Origin of the sequence: Actinospongiicola halichondriae (genome assembly GCF_049103745.1) — a bacterium.
Taxonomy (GTDB): Bacteria; Actinomycetota; Acidimicrobiia; order Acidimicrobiales; family Salinilacustritrichaceae; genus Salinilacustrithrix; species Salinilacustrithrix halichondriae.
Map to the genome: position 1 here is coordinate 1439137 of NZ_CP171622.1, position 15392 is coordinate 1454528.

Annotated in this window: 13 protein-coding genes; 8 read left to right on the forward strand and 5 right to left on the reverse strand. The window is 66.6% G+C overall.

The genetic code is table 11. From position 1 onward, the window contains the following. Nucleotides 1-142: 142 nt before the first annotated feature. From AB8619_RS07135 to nadA, 3 genes are read right to left on the reverse strand one after another with little or no spacing between them, the layout of a single operon-like run. Nucleotides 143-823 carry a hypothetical protein gene (locus tag AB8619_RS07135; protein WP_436795771.1) on the reverse strand — a complete coding sequence of 227 codons (681 nt, stop codon included), beginning with the start codon at nt 821-823 and terminating at the stop codon, nt 143-145. A 54-nt stretch (nt 824-877) separates the two neighbouring features. Beyond that, nucleotides 878-2296, reverse strand: a complete 1419-nt coding sequence (locus AB8619_RS07140; RefSeq protein ID WP_436795772.1) for a glycosyltransferase — start codon at nt 2294-2296, stop codon at nt 878-880. A gap of 34 nt (nt 2297-2330) precedes the next feature. Beyond that, nucleotides 2331-3425: a quinolinate synthase NadA gene (nadA, locus tag AB8619_RS07145; protein WP_436795773.1), complete on the reverse strand. Its 1095-nt coding sequence runs from the start codon at nt 3423-3425 to the stop codon at nt 2331-2333. Between the two features lie 217 nt (nt 3426-3642). On the opposite strand from nadA, the gene AB8619_RS07150 reads away from it, so the two are divergent. Beyond that, a complete protein-coding gene (locus AB8619_RS07150) occupies nt 3643-5037 on the forward strand; it encodes a hypothetical protein (protein WP_436795774.1) in 1395 nt (464 codons plus the stop codon). On the opposite strand, the gene AB8619_RS07155 is transcribed toward AB8619_RS07150, so the two are convergent. After that, nucleotides 5024-6313, reverse strand: a complete 1290-nt coding sequence (locus tag AB8619_RS07155; RefSeq protein WP_436795775.1) for an HTTM domain-containing protein — start codon at nt 6311-6313, stop codon at nt 5024-5026. The two genes, AB8619_RS07150 and AB8619_RS07155, sit on opposite strands and share 14 nt — an antisense overlap. A 92-nt stretch (nt 6314-6405) precedes the next feature. Here AB8619_RS07155 and uvrC point away from each other — a divergent pair, with 92 nt between their 5' ends. The 7 genes from uvrC to AB8619_RS07190 are packed head-to-tail and all read left to right on the forward strand — an operon-like array spanning nt 6406 to nt 14311. Then, nucleotides 6406-8268: an excinuclease ABC subunit UvrC gene (gene uvrC, locus AB8619_RS07160; protein ID WP_436795776.1), complete on the forward strand. Its 1863-nt coding sequence runs from the start codon at nt 6406-6408 to the stop codon at nt 8266-8268. 48 nt (nt 8269-8316) lie between these two features. Next, nucleotides 8317-9546 (forward strand): glycosyltransferase family 87 protein, encoded by a 1230-nt coding sequence (locus tag AB8619_RS07165; RefSeq protein ID WP_436795777.1) that lies wholly within the window; start codon nt 8317-8319, stop codon nt 9544-9546. Further along, entirely contained in the window at nt 9533-10639 is a 1107-nt protein-coding gene (locus tag AB8619_RS07170; RefSeq protein ID WP_436795778.1) for a hypothetical protein, read from the forward strand. The genes AB8619_RS07165 and AB8619_RS07170 overlap by 14 nt, the downstream gene beginning before the upstream one ends. A gap of 16 nt (nt 10640-10655) precedes the next feature. Further along, on the forward strand, nt 10656-11381 hold the full coding sequence (locus AB8619_RS07175; protein WP_436795779.1) for a class I SAM-dependent methyltransferase: 726 nt from the start codon (nt 10656-10658) through the stop codon (nt 11379-11381). Beyond that, a complete protein-coding gene (locus AB8619_RS07180; protein WP_436795780.1) occupies nt 11378-12577 on the forward strand; it encodes a glycosyltransferase family 87 protein in 1200 nt (399 codons plus the stop codon). The genes AB8619_RS07175 and AB8619_RS07180 overlap by 4 nt, the downstream gene beginning before the upstream one ends. Before the next feature lie 25 nt (nt 12578-12602). Beyond that, entirely contained in the window at nt 12603-13454 is an 852-nt protein-coding gene (gene rapZ / locus AB8619_RS07185; protein ID WP_436795781.1) for an RNase adapter RapZ, read from the forward strand. Then, nucleotides 13451-14311 (forward strand): gluconeogenesis factor YvcK family protein, encoded by an 861-nt coding sequence (locus AB8619_RS07190; protein WP_436795782.1) that lies wholly within the window; start codon nt 13451-13453, stop codon nt 14309-14311. The genes rapZ and AB8619_RS07190 overlap by 4 nt, the downstream gene beginning before the upstream one ends. Before the next feature lie 49 nt (nt 14312-14360). Here AB8619_RS07190 and AB8619_RS07195 read toward each other — a convergent pair whose 3' ends face one another. Further along, complete coding sequence (locus tag AB8619_RS07195; protein WP_436795783.1) at nt 14361-15299, reverse strand: DUF559 domain-containing protein; 939 nt, start codon at nt 15297-15299, stop codon at nt 14361-14363. Between the last annotated feature and the right edge of the window lie 93 nt (nt 15300-15392).

Below are 15392 nucleotides of genomic sequence, written 5' to 3' on the forward strand. Positions count from 1 at the left end.
AGTAGATCGAGCTCGTCATACTCCTTCGTTGACACCACGACATCGCCGAACCAGAAGTTGCCGTAGGCCTGCGTGCGTTGAAACGCGAGGTGGTCGTACCTCGCCCGGACCGCGTGGAGCGTCGAGTTACTTGGCGCGAAGATCACGATCGAGTTGTTCCGCGTCTGCTGATAGTCCGTCTCGCACCAGTCCCAAGGAACGAAGCAGCGCTCGTATCCAGGATTCCCCTCCCAGAAGGTCTGCACGTAGTCTCGTTCCTTTTGAATCGTAGGTAGTGCGTGTGGTGGTCCTCGTGCTCGGACGACGGATGCGGGTTGAGATTGAGCATGTATGTCAGAGCCTTCTTGCGGGCGTCCGGGTGTGGACTGATCTCGTACCCGTCCAGGTACTTCTGGACCCCGACGTCGACAGTCAGCTGCGAGCGATCGAGTTCGAACCTCGCTGTCAACGCATCGCACCAAGCGTCGCTGGTGAGTAGTTCGTAGAGCGCCTGAAGCGCCGGCGACTTCGGACTGGCCACGCGTAGGACGAGGCCCTCACCACTCGTGGTCGCGTGGTGATGCAACCGTAGACGGCCAGCCCGCCAGTCCAGGTAGCCCTGAACGTCTGTAGTCGCTCCGGGGAACGGCACAACCTTGTAGCCCTGAGCGAAGCACTGATCCAGTAGCTCCTTGTCGGTGTCGGCTGGATCGAGCGTGACCTCCGCGGCACTGGTTATGGCATCGAAGTCTTCTTGTGACAGGAAGTCGTTGATGGAGAGGTGGCGGAAGGGCTCCTGCTCGAAGTCTGCCCCCATCACCTTGTCGACCAAATCCTCGAACACCGCACTCTCCTGTCTCGTGCATACTCGGCGGAGCTGCGTTCGCGTGTCGCCGCCTCACTGATCGGAGCGAACCCTAATGGGCTGATCATCCGCCGATGCTGGGATGAGACGCCGCTGCAAGCCTTGATACAGGCCGACGAGAACAGCCGCCTCGACGCCCCAGTGATGCCTCGAACCCGCATCCGTTGCGCGAGCCCTCATCTGCGGCAAATGATCGCGGACCTGCTCGATCGCACGAGCGACCGACCGTGGATCGGTCGGATCGCAGATCGCGCCCGCTTGCTCTGAGCGCACGACCCTCTCGATGTCTGGAAGGTTGCTTGCGACTACAGGCATGCCGAGGCTCCAATACTCGAAGAGCTTGTTCGGTAGAGAGAACCTGTAGGACGCCGCCGTTCCGATGATGCAGCACGTCCCGATGTCTGCGCCGGCGAGCCAGCGCATGAACTCGCGATGTTCGAAAGGTCCCACGAAGTGAACGGGAGACCCCTTGACTCGGACTCGTTCCTCGAGTTCGCTCCGAAGGCCACCGTGTCCGACGACAACCAAGCTGCATGAGCCGACATCGTCCAACGCTTCGATTGTCGCTTCGATCCCCCTGTCACGTTGCACCGTCCCGCCATACACGAGAACGAGATGCTCGACCGGGATTCCTAGCGTCGAGCGTAAGTCAACGGGTTCCGAGTCCAGACGGACGGTGTCGGGCACGTTGCGAACAACAGTCGGGGTGGCGATTCCGTGAACACGACTGATCGTCCTCGCGACGCCATCGCTCACGGTCAGCACGACGTCCGCCGACTGGATGAGGCGACCCTCGCGTCGCTTGGCTTGCCACCGTGACCACCGCGTCGAGCGGGCGAGTCCGGTGTGCAGCTCGTGTGAGTCGTACACGATGGCCGACCCCTCTGCGCGTCCACATCGCACGGCGATCGCCAGCGTGTTGAGATCGTGCGCGTGAAAGACCTGTGCCTGAACAGATCGTCCGACTGCACCCATGCGGGCGTCTAGGACCCGATCACGAAGTGGACGCAGGAGTGGTAGCAGCACCTGCCCCACCGTGTTGAGGAGCCAACGGACGACAACCGCAGTCAATCGGATGGCTCGACCGCTCGGTACGGCGGTGTCGGTCCGCTCCGCGCCGGGGGTCGCCGTCGTGTCGAGTTCGATGCGTGCCTCATTCCTCGCCGCGTCGAAGTCGGGCTCCCGGTCCTCCTGCGCCGCAGCGTGCTGTTCGCGTTGGACCGCTGCGGAGACCAGCACCCGGTTCAAGGTCCACACGAGAGCGCCGGGCTTGGAGACCCGGATGACGCGGATGCCGTCGTCGCGCTCCTCCTGTCTCGGCGTGACTCCTGGTACGAACATCGCAACGACGGTGACGTCCCAGCCGGCGTCGACGAGCGCTCGTGCTTCGCGCTCGACGCGAGCGTCGTGCTCGAACGAGTTCTTGACGAACATGCAGGTGACAGGCTTCATCGCGCACGGCACTCTATGGAACCACCATGTCGGTTCAGGTGATGTCGAGCATGCGCTGGAGCGCCACCCGCGCCCACTCGGCCGTGTCCTCGTCGACGCTGATCTTGTTCTGCACCCGTCCAGCGACCAGTTCCTCGAGGATCCACGCCAGGTGGGGGAGGTCGATGCGGTTCATGGTGGAGCATGGGCAGATCAGCGGGTCGAGCGACACCACCGTCTTGTCCGGGTTCTCGGCTGCAAGACGGTTCACGAGGTGGATCTCGGTGCCGACGGCGATGGTCGAACCTGCAGGCGCGTTCTCGACCACCTTGACGATGTGACTGGTCGAGCCGACCTCGTCGGCGACCGAGATGGCTTCGTGCGGCGCCTCGGGGTGGATGACCACGATGCCGTCGGGATGCTCGGCCCGGAACGTCGCGACCTGCTCGGGCGAGAACCGCTGATGGATCGAGCAGTGACCCTTCCACAGGAGGAACGTCGATTCCTTGGCCTGGGCCTCGGTTAGTCCACCGAGATCGAAGCGTGGGTTCCACAACGCCATGTCGTCGAGCGAGTAGCCCATGGCGACGCCCGTGTTCCGGCCGAGATGCTGGTCAGGGAAGAACAGGACCTTGTCGCCTTGGGTGAACGCCCACTCGAGCACCGCCTTCGCATTGCTCGACGTGCACACGGCACCACCATGGCGGCCGACGAAGGCCTTGATGGCTGCTGACGAGTTCATGTAGGTGATCGGCACCAGGCGATCGATGTCGATCACCTCGGCGAGGGACTCCCACGCCTCCTCGACCTGATCGATGTTGGCCATGTCGGCCATCGAGCAGCCGGCGTTGAGATCCGGGAGGACGACCTGTTGGTGGTCGCCGGTGAGGATGTCGGCCGACTCGGCCATGAAGTGCACGCCGCAGAAGACGATGTACTCCGCCTCGGGCCGCTCCTGCGCCAGCACCGACAGCTTGTAGCTGTCGCCGCGCGCATCGGCGAAGGCGATGACCTCGTCACGCTGGTAGTGGTGGCCGAGGATGAAGAGTCGCTCGCCGAGCGTCTCCTTGGCCGAGGCGACGCGGGCCGCGAGGTCGTCGAGAGACGCGTCGGCATAACGGTCCGGCAGCGGCAGTTGGAGTCTGAGCATGGCTGGATTCCCCGATCAAGAGGAGTGGAGGATCCGATTGGCGGACAGTAGGGACAGCCCGGTCGCCTCTCCCACGGTGATGTTGTCCACGGATCCAGTGATGGTTGCCGGTGATTCCGGGCCGGCAATCGGATGATAGCTCCGACAGTCGTTCCAACAGGGGAGCCCTTCGGTGCATTCCGTCGAATGACCTGATGGGCGTGGGTACGATCCGTCTGTGAACCAGCCGTCGGTCCTCATGCTCGAGTTCAACGAACTCGCGCCGAGGCTGATGGATCGCTTCATCGCCGAGGGGCATCTCCCGAATTTCGCTCGGCTCCGGGACGAGTCGACGGTGACGATCACCGATCCCGAGGAGTCCCAGGAAGGGCTCGAGCCGTGGATCCAGTGGGTCACGGTTCACACCGGGGTGTCGCGAGCCGAACACGGCTTGGAGAAACTCGGCGAAGCGAGCCGGCTCAACCACCCGACGATCGGTCAGGCTGTCTCCGCAGCCGGTGGACATGTGTGGCTCTGCGGCTCGATGAACCTGCCGCGCAAGGCAGCGGGCGATGGGACGTTCCTGCCGGACCCCTGGAACCCGGACTCGACTCCTCGGCCAGAGAGCCTGGCAGCGTTCTCGAGCTTTGTTCGCTCCAACGTCCAGGAGCACAGCAACACGTCGGCGTCTCAGTCGCCCGTCGACCTCGCTCGGTTCGGGGCGCACCAACTCCGCCATGGACTGCGTCTTCGAACGGTCCGTCATGCCACTCGCCAGTTGCTGAACGAGCGTCGCGGTTTGCGGGGACGGTGGGCGCGGGCCTCCGTCCTCGATCGGCTGCAGTGGGATGTCTTCCGCTCGTATTGGAAGCGTGACCGTCCCGCCTTCGCAACGTTCTTCTCGAACAGCACCGCGCACTACCAGCACGTCTTCTGGCGCAACCTCGAACCCGAACGCTTCACCAACAAACCGACGGCCGAAGAGCAACGCAAGTTCGGTGACGCTGTCCTGTACGGGTATCAGCAGATGGACGAACTCGTTGGTGAAGCGATGTCGCTGGTCGATGAAGTCGGGGCGACGTTGATGCTGTGCACCGCGCTGTCGCAACAACCGTTCCTCCGGGCCGAGGAGTCGGGTGGGAAGTACATCTATCGTCCCCACGACTTCGATGGTGTCGTGACCGCCCTGGGAATCGTTGGCGTGTCGCAGGTCGCGCCCGTGATGGCCGAACAGTTCCACCTCTTCTTCGAAGACGCGAGTGCTGCTCTAGCGGGAGCCGAGGTGCTGCAGGAAGCGACTGTCGAGGGCGCGTCGGCATTCTCTGTGCGAGTCGTCGACAACGATGTCTTCGCCGGCTGCGCGATCCACGAAGCGATCGAGACAGGTGCGACGTTGCGCACGGCCGAAGGCCGCGACATCCCGTTCGACTCGCTCTTCTATCGGTCGGAGGCCGCCAAGAGTGGCTTCCATCACCCCGACGGCATCTGGTGGACCCGCACCGGATCTCACGAGGAGCTCGCTGCGCCGGTGTCGCTCCGCCGGATCGCTCCCACGGTCCTCGAACTGCTGGCTGTCCAGATCCCCGAGACGATGACGGCTCCGCCGCTGCGGGAGGCACTCAGGAGCAGGTGACGACCAACGGCTCGGGCAGTTCCTCCGCCAAAGTCAGTCCCGCGCTGTCCACCCGCCATCGAATGGTCACGAGTTCGACAGTGGGAGCCGACCCGTCGCAGACGGGCGAGCGCTCGACGAGCGCCACCAGCGCTTCTCGCCCCTGCTCCGTCGATGCTGCTCGGAGCAGAAGCCGATGGCGTTCGAGGGAACTGAGGCCAACGAGGACTCGATCCTCCGCCGCGTCACCGTCGACGCGCAGCGCTGCGGTGATCTTCGTAGCCGAGGATCGATAGCCGAAATCAGGGTAGGAGGCGACGGGCCATCCGTTGATCTCGCGTCCAAACCCTGCCGCGAGCACGCCGAACACGAGGAGTCCTGTGAGCGTGATGGCCACCAACGCCGGGCGGTGCTGGTCCGGCGGTGACGGTCGTCGGCGTTGCGCACCTCGGCCGGTCTCGATGCGGCCGAGGTGACTGTCCCAGTCGATGAACGCCACATAGAAGATCGTGAAGCCGGTGAACCAGATGCCCATCGTCATGCCGGTACTGCAGTGGAAGAGGAGTCCAGCGATCACGGCGAGCGGCCGCGTTCGTCGGTTGAAGACGAGGAACACGAATCCGAGTTCGAAGGCCACGGTGAACGCCGCGCCAGCAGTGAGGAGTGGATCACTCGACGCTATGTCGATCATCGGGGTGAAGCCCGAGCCGCGAGCGAGGCGCTCGTCCCACAGAATCCCGCGCAGGTTCTCCGCGGTCACCCAGTCGAGCCCGATCGAGCCGAGCTTCCAGAATCCAGCGAAGAAGTACGCGAGGCCGAGAACCAACCACGACGCTCGGAGCGGGAATCCGTAGCGGATGGATGCGGCGGGTCGACGGCCCCATGCGTCGATCGACAAAGCATCGCCACATGGCGCCAGCGACAGGATGAGCGCGATCCAGAGGATGTGGTGGTCATGGTCGACCTTCCCGAAGATCTGCGGCACGCCGAGGTGATAAGCGCCGAAGATGAGAACGCCGACCATCGCCCAGCGGGTCCGATACCCGAGGGCTCCGGCGATGCAGCAGAGCGCGAGCAGCGCGGCAACGATCCGGAGTGTCAGTTGTTCTCGGGGGAGAACGACGAGAGCGGAGCCGAGGATCCTCGGAGCGATCGTGGGAAGGTCCTCGACGGAGTCGCGCCCGCTGATCGCGTCGAGCGCAGCCGACCCGAACAGCACCACGCAGAGCGTGATTCGCAGAACCGCCAGGTTGACGGCGCTGCCGGGGCGCCACAGGAGCCTGGCGAGGAGATCCACTGCGGACGATTCTGTCGGACGATGTGGATTCGACCCGCCATCGTCCGCGGTTGGCGTCCTGATCGGTCACGCCCCGCCCGTAGCCTGACGACGTGGTCCAACGTCCCCCCGCCGGCACCATCCCCGACGCGCCCGGTTCGTACCAGTTCAAGGACGTCCATGGACGGGTGATCTACGTCGGCAAGGCCAAGAGCCTGCGCCAGCGGTTGAGCAACTACTTCCAGAATCCGCGCAACATGCACCCGCGCACGGCCCAGATGGTGGCGACGGCCGAGTCGGTCGAGTGGATCCAGGTCCGCAACGACGTCGAAGCGTTGATGCTCGAGTACAACCTGATCAAGCGCCACCAGCCGCGCTTCAACGTCCGGTTGCGCGACGACAAGAGCTACCCGTTCCTCGCCGTCACGGTGGACGACGAGTGGCCTCGACCGATGGTCATGCGGGGGCGCAAGAAGAAGGGCGTCCAGTACTTCGGCCCCTACGCCAACGCGTATGCGATCCGCGAGACGCTCGACCTGTTGCTGCGCACGTTCCCGCTCCGGACGTGTTCGAACAACAAGTTCGAGAGCCACGAGAAGCTCGGCCGCCCGTGTCTGCTGTTCCACATCGAGAAGTGCTCGGGCCCATGCGTCGGTGAGGTCTCGGCCGACGACTACCAGACGATGACGAAGGAGCTGCTCGACTTCCTCGACGGGGAGACCGACGCGGTCGTCGAGCGCATGGAGGCCGACATGGCCTCGGCGTCGGCCGACCTCGAGTTCGAGAAGGCCGCCCGCGTCCGCGACCAGTTGGCGAGTGTGCGCAAGGCCATCGCCAAACAGCAGATGGTCGGCGACCGGTCCGAGGACCTCGACGTGATCGGTCTCGCAGAGGACGACCTCGAAGCCGCCGTGCAGGTGTTCTTCGTCCGCAAGGGGCGGGTGGTGGGCCGCAAGGGATTCATCGTCGACAAGGTCGAGGAGCTCACTCCGGGTCAGCTGCTCGAGCACGTGCTCGAGGGTCTCTACGACGATCCGCCGCTCGGGGTGCCGAAGCAGGTCCTCGTCCCGACGATGCCCGACGACCCAGCGCTCTACGAGGACTACCTGACCGAGTTGCGGGGGAGTCGGGTCGAGATCAAGGTCCCACAGAGGGGTGAGAAGGTCCGCCTCCAGGAGACCGTGGTGCACAACGCCAAGGAAGCGTTCGCCCGTCATCGGCTCAAGCGGGCCAGCGACCACAACAGTCGGGCGCGTGCCCTCAACGAACTGCAGGAACACCTGGGGCTTCCCGAGGCTCCGCTGCGCATCGAGTGCTACGACATGTCGCACCTCCAGGGCACCGACTACGTCGGCTCGATGGTGGTGACCGAGGACGGTCTCCCCAAGAAGTCCGAGTACCGGCGCTTCAAGATCAAGGAGGTCGAGGGCAACGACGACTTCGCCGCGATGGAAGAGGTGCTCCGACGCCGGCTGACCGCGTACCTGATCGAGCGCGAGAAGCCCGTGGGGGAGCGACCCGGCAAGTTCGCCTACCCACCCCAACTCCTCCTCGTCGACGGTGGGAAGGGTCAGCTGACCAGTGCGATCAAGGTGCTGGACGACCTCGGACTGCGCGAGGAGATCCCCGTTGCCTCGTTGGCGAAGCAGTTCGAGGAGGTCTTCGTTCCCGGCCGGGCCGACGCCATCCGCATCCCGCGTCAATCCGAGGCGCTGTATCTGCTCCAGCGGATCCGGGACGAGTCGCACCGATTCGCCATCACCTATCACCGTCAACTCCGCGACAAGCGCATGACCAAGTCGTCGCTCGACGACGTCCCGGGCCTCGGCCCCACGCGTCGGAAGCGGCTGGTGAAGGAACTCGGATCGGTCAAGAAGGTGAAGGCCGCGACGATCGAAGAACTCAAGGCATTGTCGTGGCTTCCCGATGCAGTAGCCGATGACCTGTGGGACCACCTGCACCGACCGCGCCGCTGAGTGCTGCCGGTCCGCGCCCGTGGTGTTCGGGCGCGGGACACTGCAGTGATGGGGAGCGACCCGCGGAACGAATCCCGGCCAGCACGTCGGTCGGTGTCGATCGGGCTCGTCTTCGCTGCGATCGTGCTCGCATCGTTCGGGCTCTGGAAGGCTGACGTTCGGGCGGACACGGGCCTCCCGCTCGGAGCGCACGACTTCATCCAGCACTCCGCTGCCTTCGACGTCGCCATGGACGGCGAGAACCCGTACGACGAACCGACGTTGCGCGCGGCCGAGAACCGGCTCTTCCCGCGCTACAACGGCGAAGCCCAGCGCTTCTGGTACCCGCCGTGGATCCTGGTCTTCCTCGCGCCGGTCATCGCATTGCCGTTCGAGGTGGCGAGCGCAGCATGGATCGTCCTCACGTTCGCCGGAGCGGTCGGCGTCGTCCTCGTGTCGTGGCGACTCGTCCGTCCCGACGGCGGGGCCCCTCCACCGTTGGTGATCGGTCTCGCACTGGTGTTCGTACCGCTCATCGAGTGTCTGCTGCTCGGGCAGATGGGCGTGATGTTGGCGCTGTTCATGATCGGCGGCCTCCTGGCCCTTCGTGAGGGGCGCGATGGGGTTGCAGGTGTGCTCCTGGCGCTGACGATGATGCGCCCGCAGATGGTCGTCCTGCCGCTGATCGTCGTCGGTGTACACGTGATCTCGACCGGTCGGTGGCAGGTCGTCCGATCGAGTCTCGCCACGGTGGGAGCGGTGCTCGTCTCGTCCGCGATCGCGTTTCCGTCGGTGTGGGCGAACTGGGATCCGTTCGGAGGGTCGCCAACGCACTTCCGAACCCCGACGATCGCGACCTGGGTCCGCCTCGCGCTCGAATCCGATGCATCGGCACCGACCTGGCCATTGGTCGTCGTGCCAGCGCTGGCGGTCGTCGCCCTCGTCCCATGGGCGTACCGCCGGCGCAACGCGATCTCGTGGCAGGCGATGCCCTTGGTGCTCGGAATCTCGGTCGTCGTGTCGCCCTACGCCTGGGTCTACGACTCGATGTTGCTGATGCCGATCCACGTCGCGTTGGTGGCCGGGATGCTCGGTGGATCGGTCGAGCGTCTGCTCGCCGTCGGCGCGATCGGGTTGCAGTTGGCGGCCCTCGTGGTCCGCTCGTTCCCTTCATCCGCGCACGAACACCAGATCATCGTCCCGCTCGGTCTTCTCCTGTTGTACGCCGCCACCACCCGGATCCGGCCCGCCGAGGTGGACCGCCACGCCCCACGAGGTGTCGTCGATGTCGCCCACTGAAGTCCACACCGACCGCCCTCGATCGACGCCCTGGATGCGCATCATCCGGTTCGCCCTGGTCGGCACGGTGTTGATGACGCTCGGCGTCTTCGTCGACTTGGAGGACAAGGGCGGTCACGTGGTCGGCCTCATCCAACCGGGAGACGATGGCCCGTCGGCTGCAGTGTTCGCCGAGGACTTCCCTGACCTCGAGTTGCCGGACGGCCTCGGCCACGATGGACAGCAGTTCTACGTGATCGCCCGGTCGCCGATGCATCTCGACGAGATCAGCGACGACCTCGACCGTCCGCAATACCGGCTGCAACGACCGGTGTATCCCGTGCTGTCGTGGATGCTCCATCCGTCGGGCGGCGGCGAGGGACTGGTCATCGCCATGGCCGTGGTCGGCATCGTCGCCATCTTCCTCGCCGGGCTCGGCGCAGGGGCGTTGTCGACACGCCTCGGCGGCGGGACGTGGCCTGCGCTGCTGGTCCCACTCCTTCCCGGGACCTATGCCGCGATGCGACTGAGCCTGGCCGACACGTTGGCGCTCGCCTTCGTGCTGATCGCGCTTGCGGCGATCGAGCGCAATCGAGCCGACATCGGAGTCGTCGCCGCGGTCCTCGGCGTTTTCACCAAGGAGTCGCTGCTCGTCGTGCTCGTCGGGCACGCGCTGTTCCGGCGGACCAGAGCCTCGATCGTCACCGCGGTGACGGCGTCCCTGAGCACAGCGGCGTGGTGGGTTGCCCTACGCGTCCTGGTCGATGCCGACTCCGAGCAGGTCATCGAGTTCACGTGGCCCTTCGGCGGCGTGATCCCCAAGGTCGACGAGTGGGTCGGCGGGACCGACTGGATCGCGGGTGTCACCGTCGTCGGCGCGTTCCTGCTCGCCGCGTCTGCGCTCTGGGTGCGGGGACGACGTCACCCGCTGTTCGGGGCGCTCGCCGCCGTCACGGCCTTCTCCGTCTTCCTCGGACCGAGCGTCCTCGGACTCGACTTCAACGGACCCCGCACGATCGGCCCGATGTTGGTGCTCGCCATCTTGACGTGGGGCACCCCGACGCCGGTCGAGACGCCCGACGATGCGGCCATGGCCGACGTCGCCGCGGTCTGAACGTACGGTCTGGGCAATGGCCGACGACGATCTCTGGGAGACCCACGCCGACTGGTGGCAGGACGGATTCACCGACGGGGTCGACCCCGAGTACGAGGAGCAGATCCTGCCGCTCGCGGCCGAGCACCTCGCGGGGGCGCGTCGGGTCGTCGACATCGGGACGGGCGAGGGGCAGGTCGCTCGGCTGGCCGCCGGCCAGGGCGCCACCGTCGTCGGTCTGGACCCGACCTGGAACCAGGTCGAGGTCGCCAAGGCGCGTGGGGGAGGACCGGCCTATCTGCGCAGCGGCGCTGCGGAACTGCCGTTCCCGGCCGAGTCGTTCGACGTGGCCGTGGCCTGCCTCGTGTTCGAGCACATCACCGAGGTCGACGCCGCCATCGCCGAGGTCGCCCGGGTCCTCGAACCCGGTGGTCGGTTCCTGTTCTTCCTCAATCACCCGCTGCTCCAGACGCCGGACGCCGGTTGGATCGACGACCAGATGGTCGATCCTCCCGAGCAGTACTGGCGCATCGGCGCCTACCTGCGTGAGGCGGCGAGCGTCGAGGAGGTCGAGAAGGACGTCTTCATCCCCTTCATCCACCGTCCGCTCAGCCGGTACGTCAACGCACTCACGTCGAACGGCCTGTTCCTCACTCGGATGGAGGAGCCGGCTCCGCCTCCGGGGTTCCTCGCCCGAGCTCCCGAGTACGCCGACGTCGCCGAGATCCCACGATTGCTTTTCCTCCGGACCGAGAAGCGATGAGCGAGTCCGGATTCCTCCGAGAAGGCGCTGGCCGCCGCGCCGCGGTCGCCGTGCTGTTCGCCATGGGTCTGGCCATCGCGCTCATGGTCGTCACCGCCGACGGGCCGGATGCGGTCTCCGGCGGACTCGGTGGCGACTATCCATCGTTCTACGCCGCCGGCGACATCGTCGGTGGCGAGGTCGGCATCGACCCCGAGCGCTTCTACGACCCGCAGACCCAGTTCGATGCCCAGGAGCCGGTCCTCCCCTCCGACTCGGAGGGCAACCTGTTCTTCGCCTACCCAGCGTTCTTCGTCGCCCCCTATGCCGCGCTCTCCTCGCTCGGGTTCGTGTCGTCGTATCTCGTCCACACGGTGCTCATGATCGGCGCGGTGCTCCTCGCCTTCGGCCTCTTGCGTCCGTGCAGCGCCACCATTCGCGATCACGGCCTCGAGACCCTTGCCGTGGCGCTGAGCTTCTACCCGCTGTTCCGCGGCGTCACCGGTGGACAGAACACCGCGTTGAGCCTCCTCGCATTCGCCGTGATCTGGCGCTCCCTCCACGACGGCCGCGAGGTGCCGGCCGGCATCGCGGCCGCACTGTTGCTGTTCAAGCCGCCGCTCGCCCTCCCGGTCATCGGGCTGTTCCTCCTGAGTCGTCGGTTTCTCGCGCTGGCCAGCGTGATCTTCACCGCCATTGGTCTCTACGCCGTCGGGGCGGTGCTCACCGGACCGTCGTGGCCGTCGGCGTGGGCGGACGCCATCCGGTTCCTCGACGACGTGGACACCCCGTTCAACGTGCAGAACTTCGTGTCGTTGCCGGGTTCGGCCGAGGCGATCTTCGGGATCGACTCGACGGCAGCAACCGTCGTCGGCTTCGGCTTGGCTGCGGCTGTCGCCCTTGCCTTGTCGGCCATGTGGTTGCGCAACGGGCACGACGTCGACGTCCTCGTTGCGGCAGCGGTGGCCGGCTCGCTGCTCATCTCGCCTCACGCCCTCTACTACGACGCCGGCATCCTCGTGCTCGTGGGTCTGATGGTTGCCGACCGGCGGCCCGAATGGCGACGGTGGCTCGTCGTCGGCTGGGCGGCTGGTCTGACGCACCTCGCTGCGTCGTCGCTCGGCGTCGATCCGTTGGTCACGGTCGTCATCGCGGCATTCGCATTCGCCGCGATGGCCGATGGTCGCCCTCTGCTCGCCCGGGCGGCCCATCAGTAGCCTGCGCCCATGAGCGACGGTTCCCATGAGTGACTACGTGGTGATCGCCGGACTGTCCGGTGCCGGTCGGTCGCAGGCGGCCAACGACTTCGAAGACCTCGGCTGGTTCGTCATCGACAACCTGCCGCCCGCGCTCATGTCCAAGGTCTCGGAGCTCGCCGACGCCAAGGGCTCGGTCATCGAACGTGTCGCGCTGGTGGCGGGCACGGGCCACTACGACTCCGAGCTGCTCGAGGCCATCGCCGACCTGCGCCGGACTGTGCCCCGCGTCCGCATCCTCTTCCTCGACTGCGCAACCCCGGAACTGGTCCGCCGCTACGAACAGACCCGCCGACGCCATCCGTTGAGCACGGGCGACACGCTCGAGGACGCCATCGAGGCCGAGCGTTCGCTCCTCGAACCGGTGCGCGCCGACGCCGACGTCGTCGTCGACACCACCGAACTCAACGTCCACCAACTGCGCGACCGAGTCCGTGCAGCGTTCGGGCAACCCGACACCGACGTCGGGATGCAGACGGCCGTCCGGTCGTTCGGCTTCAAGCACGGACTCCCGCTCGACGCCGACCTCGTGTTCGACGTCCGCTTCCTCCCGAACCCGCACTGGGTCGACGAACTCCGCCCCTTGACCGGGCTCGACGCGGCGGTTCGTGACCACGTCCTCGAGTCCGCGGACGCCGGCGCCTTCCTCGACCACCTCACCGGTCTGTTCGAGCTGCTGCTGCCGGCGTACCGACGCGAGGGCAAGGCGTACCTGAGCATCGCCATCGGTTGCACGGGCGGCCGTCATCGGTCCGTCGCCATCTCCGAGGAGCTGGGACGTCGGATCGACGCGCTCGGGACCCCCGTGTCGGTCTCACACCGGGACATCGAGCGATGACGTCGACTGGCGGCCCGCGCGTGGTGGCCATCGGTGGCGGACACGGACTGGCGATGTCGCTTCGAGCGATCGAGGCCTACGCCGGGCACCTGACCGCGGTCGTGGCCACGGGCGACGACGGCGGATCGAGCGGTCGGTTGCGTGCGGACCTCGACATGCCTGCGCCGGGAGACCTCCGGCGCTGCCTGTCGGCCCTCGCCGCCGACGAGACCGTCGCCCACGGGTTCGAGCACCGGTTCTCGGCCGGGCCGCTGGAAGGCCATGCGGTCGGCAACCTCGTGCTCGCCGGACTCGTCGACGCCGGCCACGATCTGGGGAGCGCCGCCGACGTCGTGAGCGGGTGGCTCGGCATCGACCCGAACCGGGTTCGCATCCTCCCTGCCACCGACGTCGCCGTCGACCTCGTCGCCGACACCGATCGGGGCACGGTCCGGGGTCAGGTCCAGATCGAGGAATCCACCGGCGTTCGCTCGGTCGGGTTCGATCCTCCGGCGCCGCCCGTGCCCGACGAGGTGCTCGCCGCCATCGGCCGCGCCGACCAGATCGTCCTCGGCCCGGGTTCGTTCTTCACCAGCGTGATGGGGGTGGCGGCCGTGCCCGACATCGCCAAGGCGATCGACGCTGCTGATGCCGTCGTGACCCTCGTCGCGAACCTCGACGCCGACCCGGGCGTCCTGGTCGATCGTCTCCGAGCGCATGGCATCGACCCCGACGTCGTGGTCGTCCAGACGGGGATGTCGTGCGCCGCCCCCGCCGGCGTGCAGATCGTCGAGGCCGACATCGTCCGCCCCCACGGCCTCGCACACGATCCCGCGCTGCTCTCCACCGTCCTCGCAACCCCGTTCTCGACGTCGTAGCCGTCGGCCCCCGACGCTCCTGACGTTGAGTTCGGGGTCGGGTGGGGTGTCAGGCCGCCCCACCGAGGAGCGCGATCCGGGCATCGATCACGGCCTGCAGTTCACGGATCGTCTCGTCCGGCGCTCCGACGATGTGCTCGTGGAGGAAGCGGACGACGAGCCATCCCTGCGCCGCCGCCATCACGTCCCGTTCCCGGTCGCGACGCATGTCGGCCAGGCGTTGGTGCCAACGACGCCCGTCGACCTCGACGATGAGTCGCCAGTCGGGCCACGCTGCGTCGACGAGGCCGACCGCGCCGTCGGACCGGGGGAGCGGGTACTGCCGGACCGGCGCAGGGAGTCCGGCACGTCGCACGAGGCCGAAGAACGTTCCTTCGAGCATCGACTGTGCCGGCACCGTGCCGGGACCGCGCTCGTCGAGGAGCGTCGTGAGGATCCGGACCCCCGGCTTGCCGCGTCGAGCGACGGAACGGAGGCAGTCGCCGATGGCAGCGATCGATGTCTGACGGTCAGCGACCGCGCTGTCGATCACGAGTGCCATCCGGCCGAGACGCCAGACAGCCGCCAGGTCGACGATCGTCCGAGGAACGGTCGTCACGGGCATCCCATCGACCCTGCCGACGTGGTCCGGCCTCACGTCGTTGATCTGGTGCGCCGTGACGTCCGTCAGGCGACGGAACCCGCTGTGGTGGACGATCACGATCGTCGGCCCGTCGGCGCTCACCGTGGCCAGACCGTGCACCCGGGCCGCGGACTCGAACGCGAGGACGCCGTCTGGTCCGGCTGCGAGGAGCGCGATCCACCGTCGTTGGATCGACGTCTCGGGAGCCCCTCGCACGACGTAGACCCCGGAGAGCGTGGCGAGGAGACGCCCCGACCGCAGTGCTCGGTCGATCGCCGAGCCGGTGACGCCGTGGGCGAGGAGCTGGCGTCGTGCGATCGCCCCACCCTGGTCGGCCGCCAAGTCTTCCCACCGCTCGCGCTCCATCGGACCGACAATGCATGAAATGCATGGAAAAGGTCAAGGAAACCTCGAACTCGACGCAATATTCGTCGGCCCCCGACGACGAGAACGTCGAGT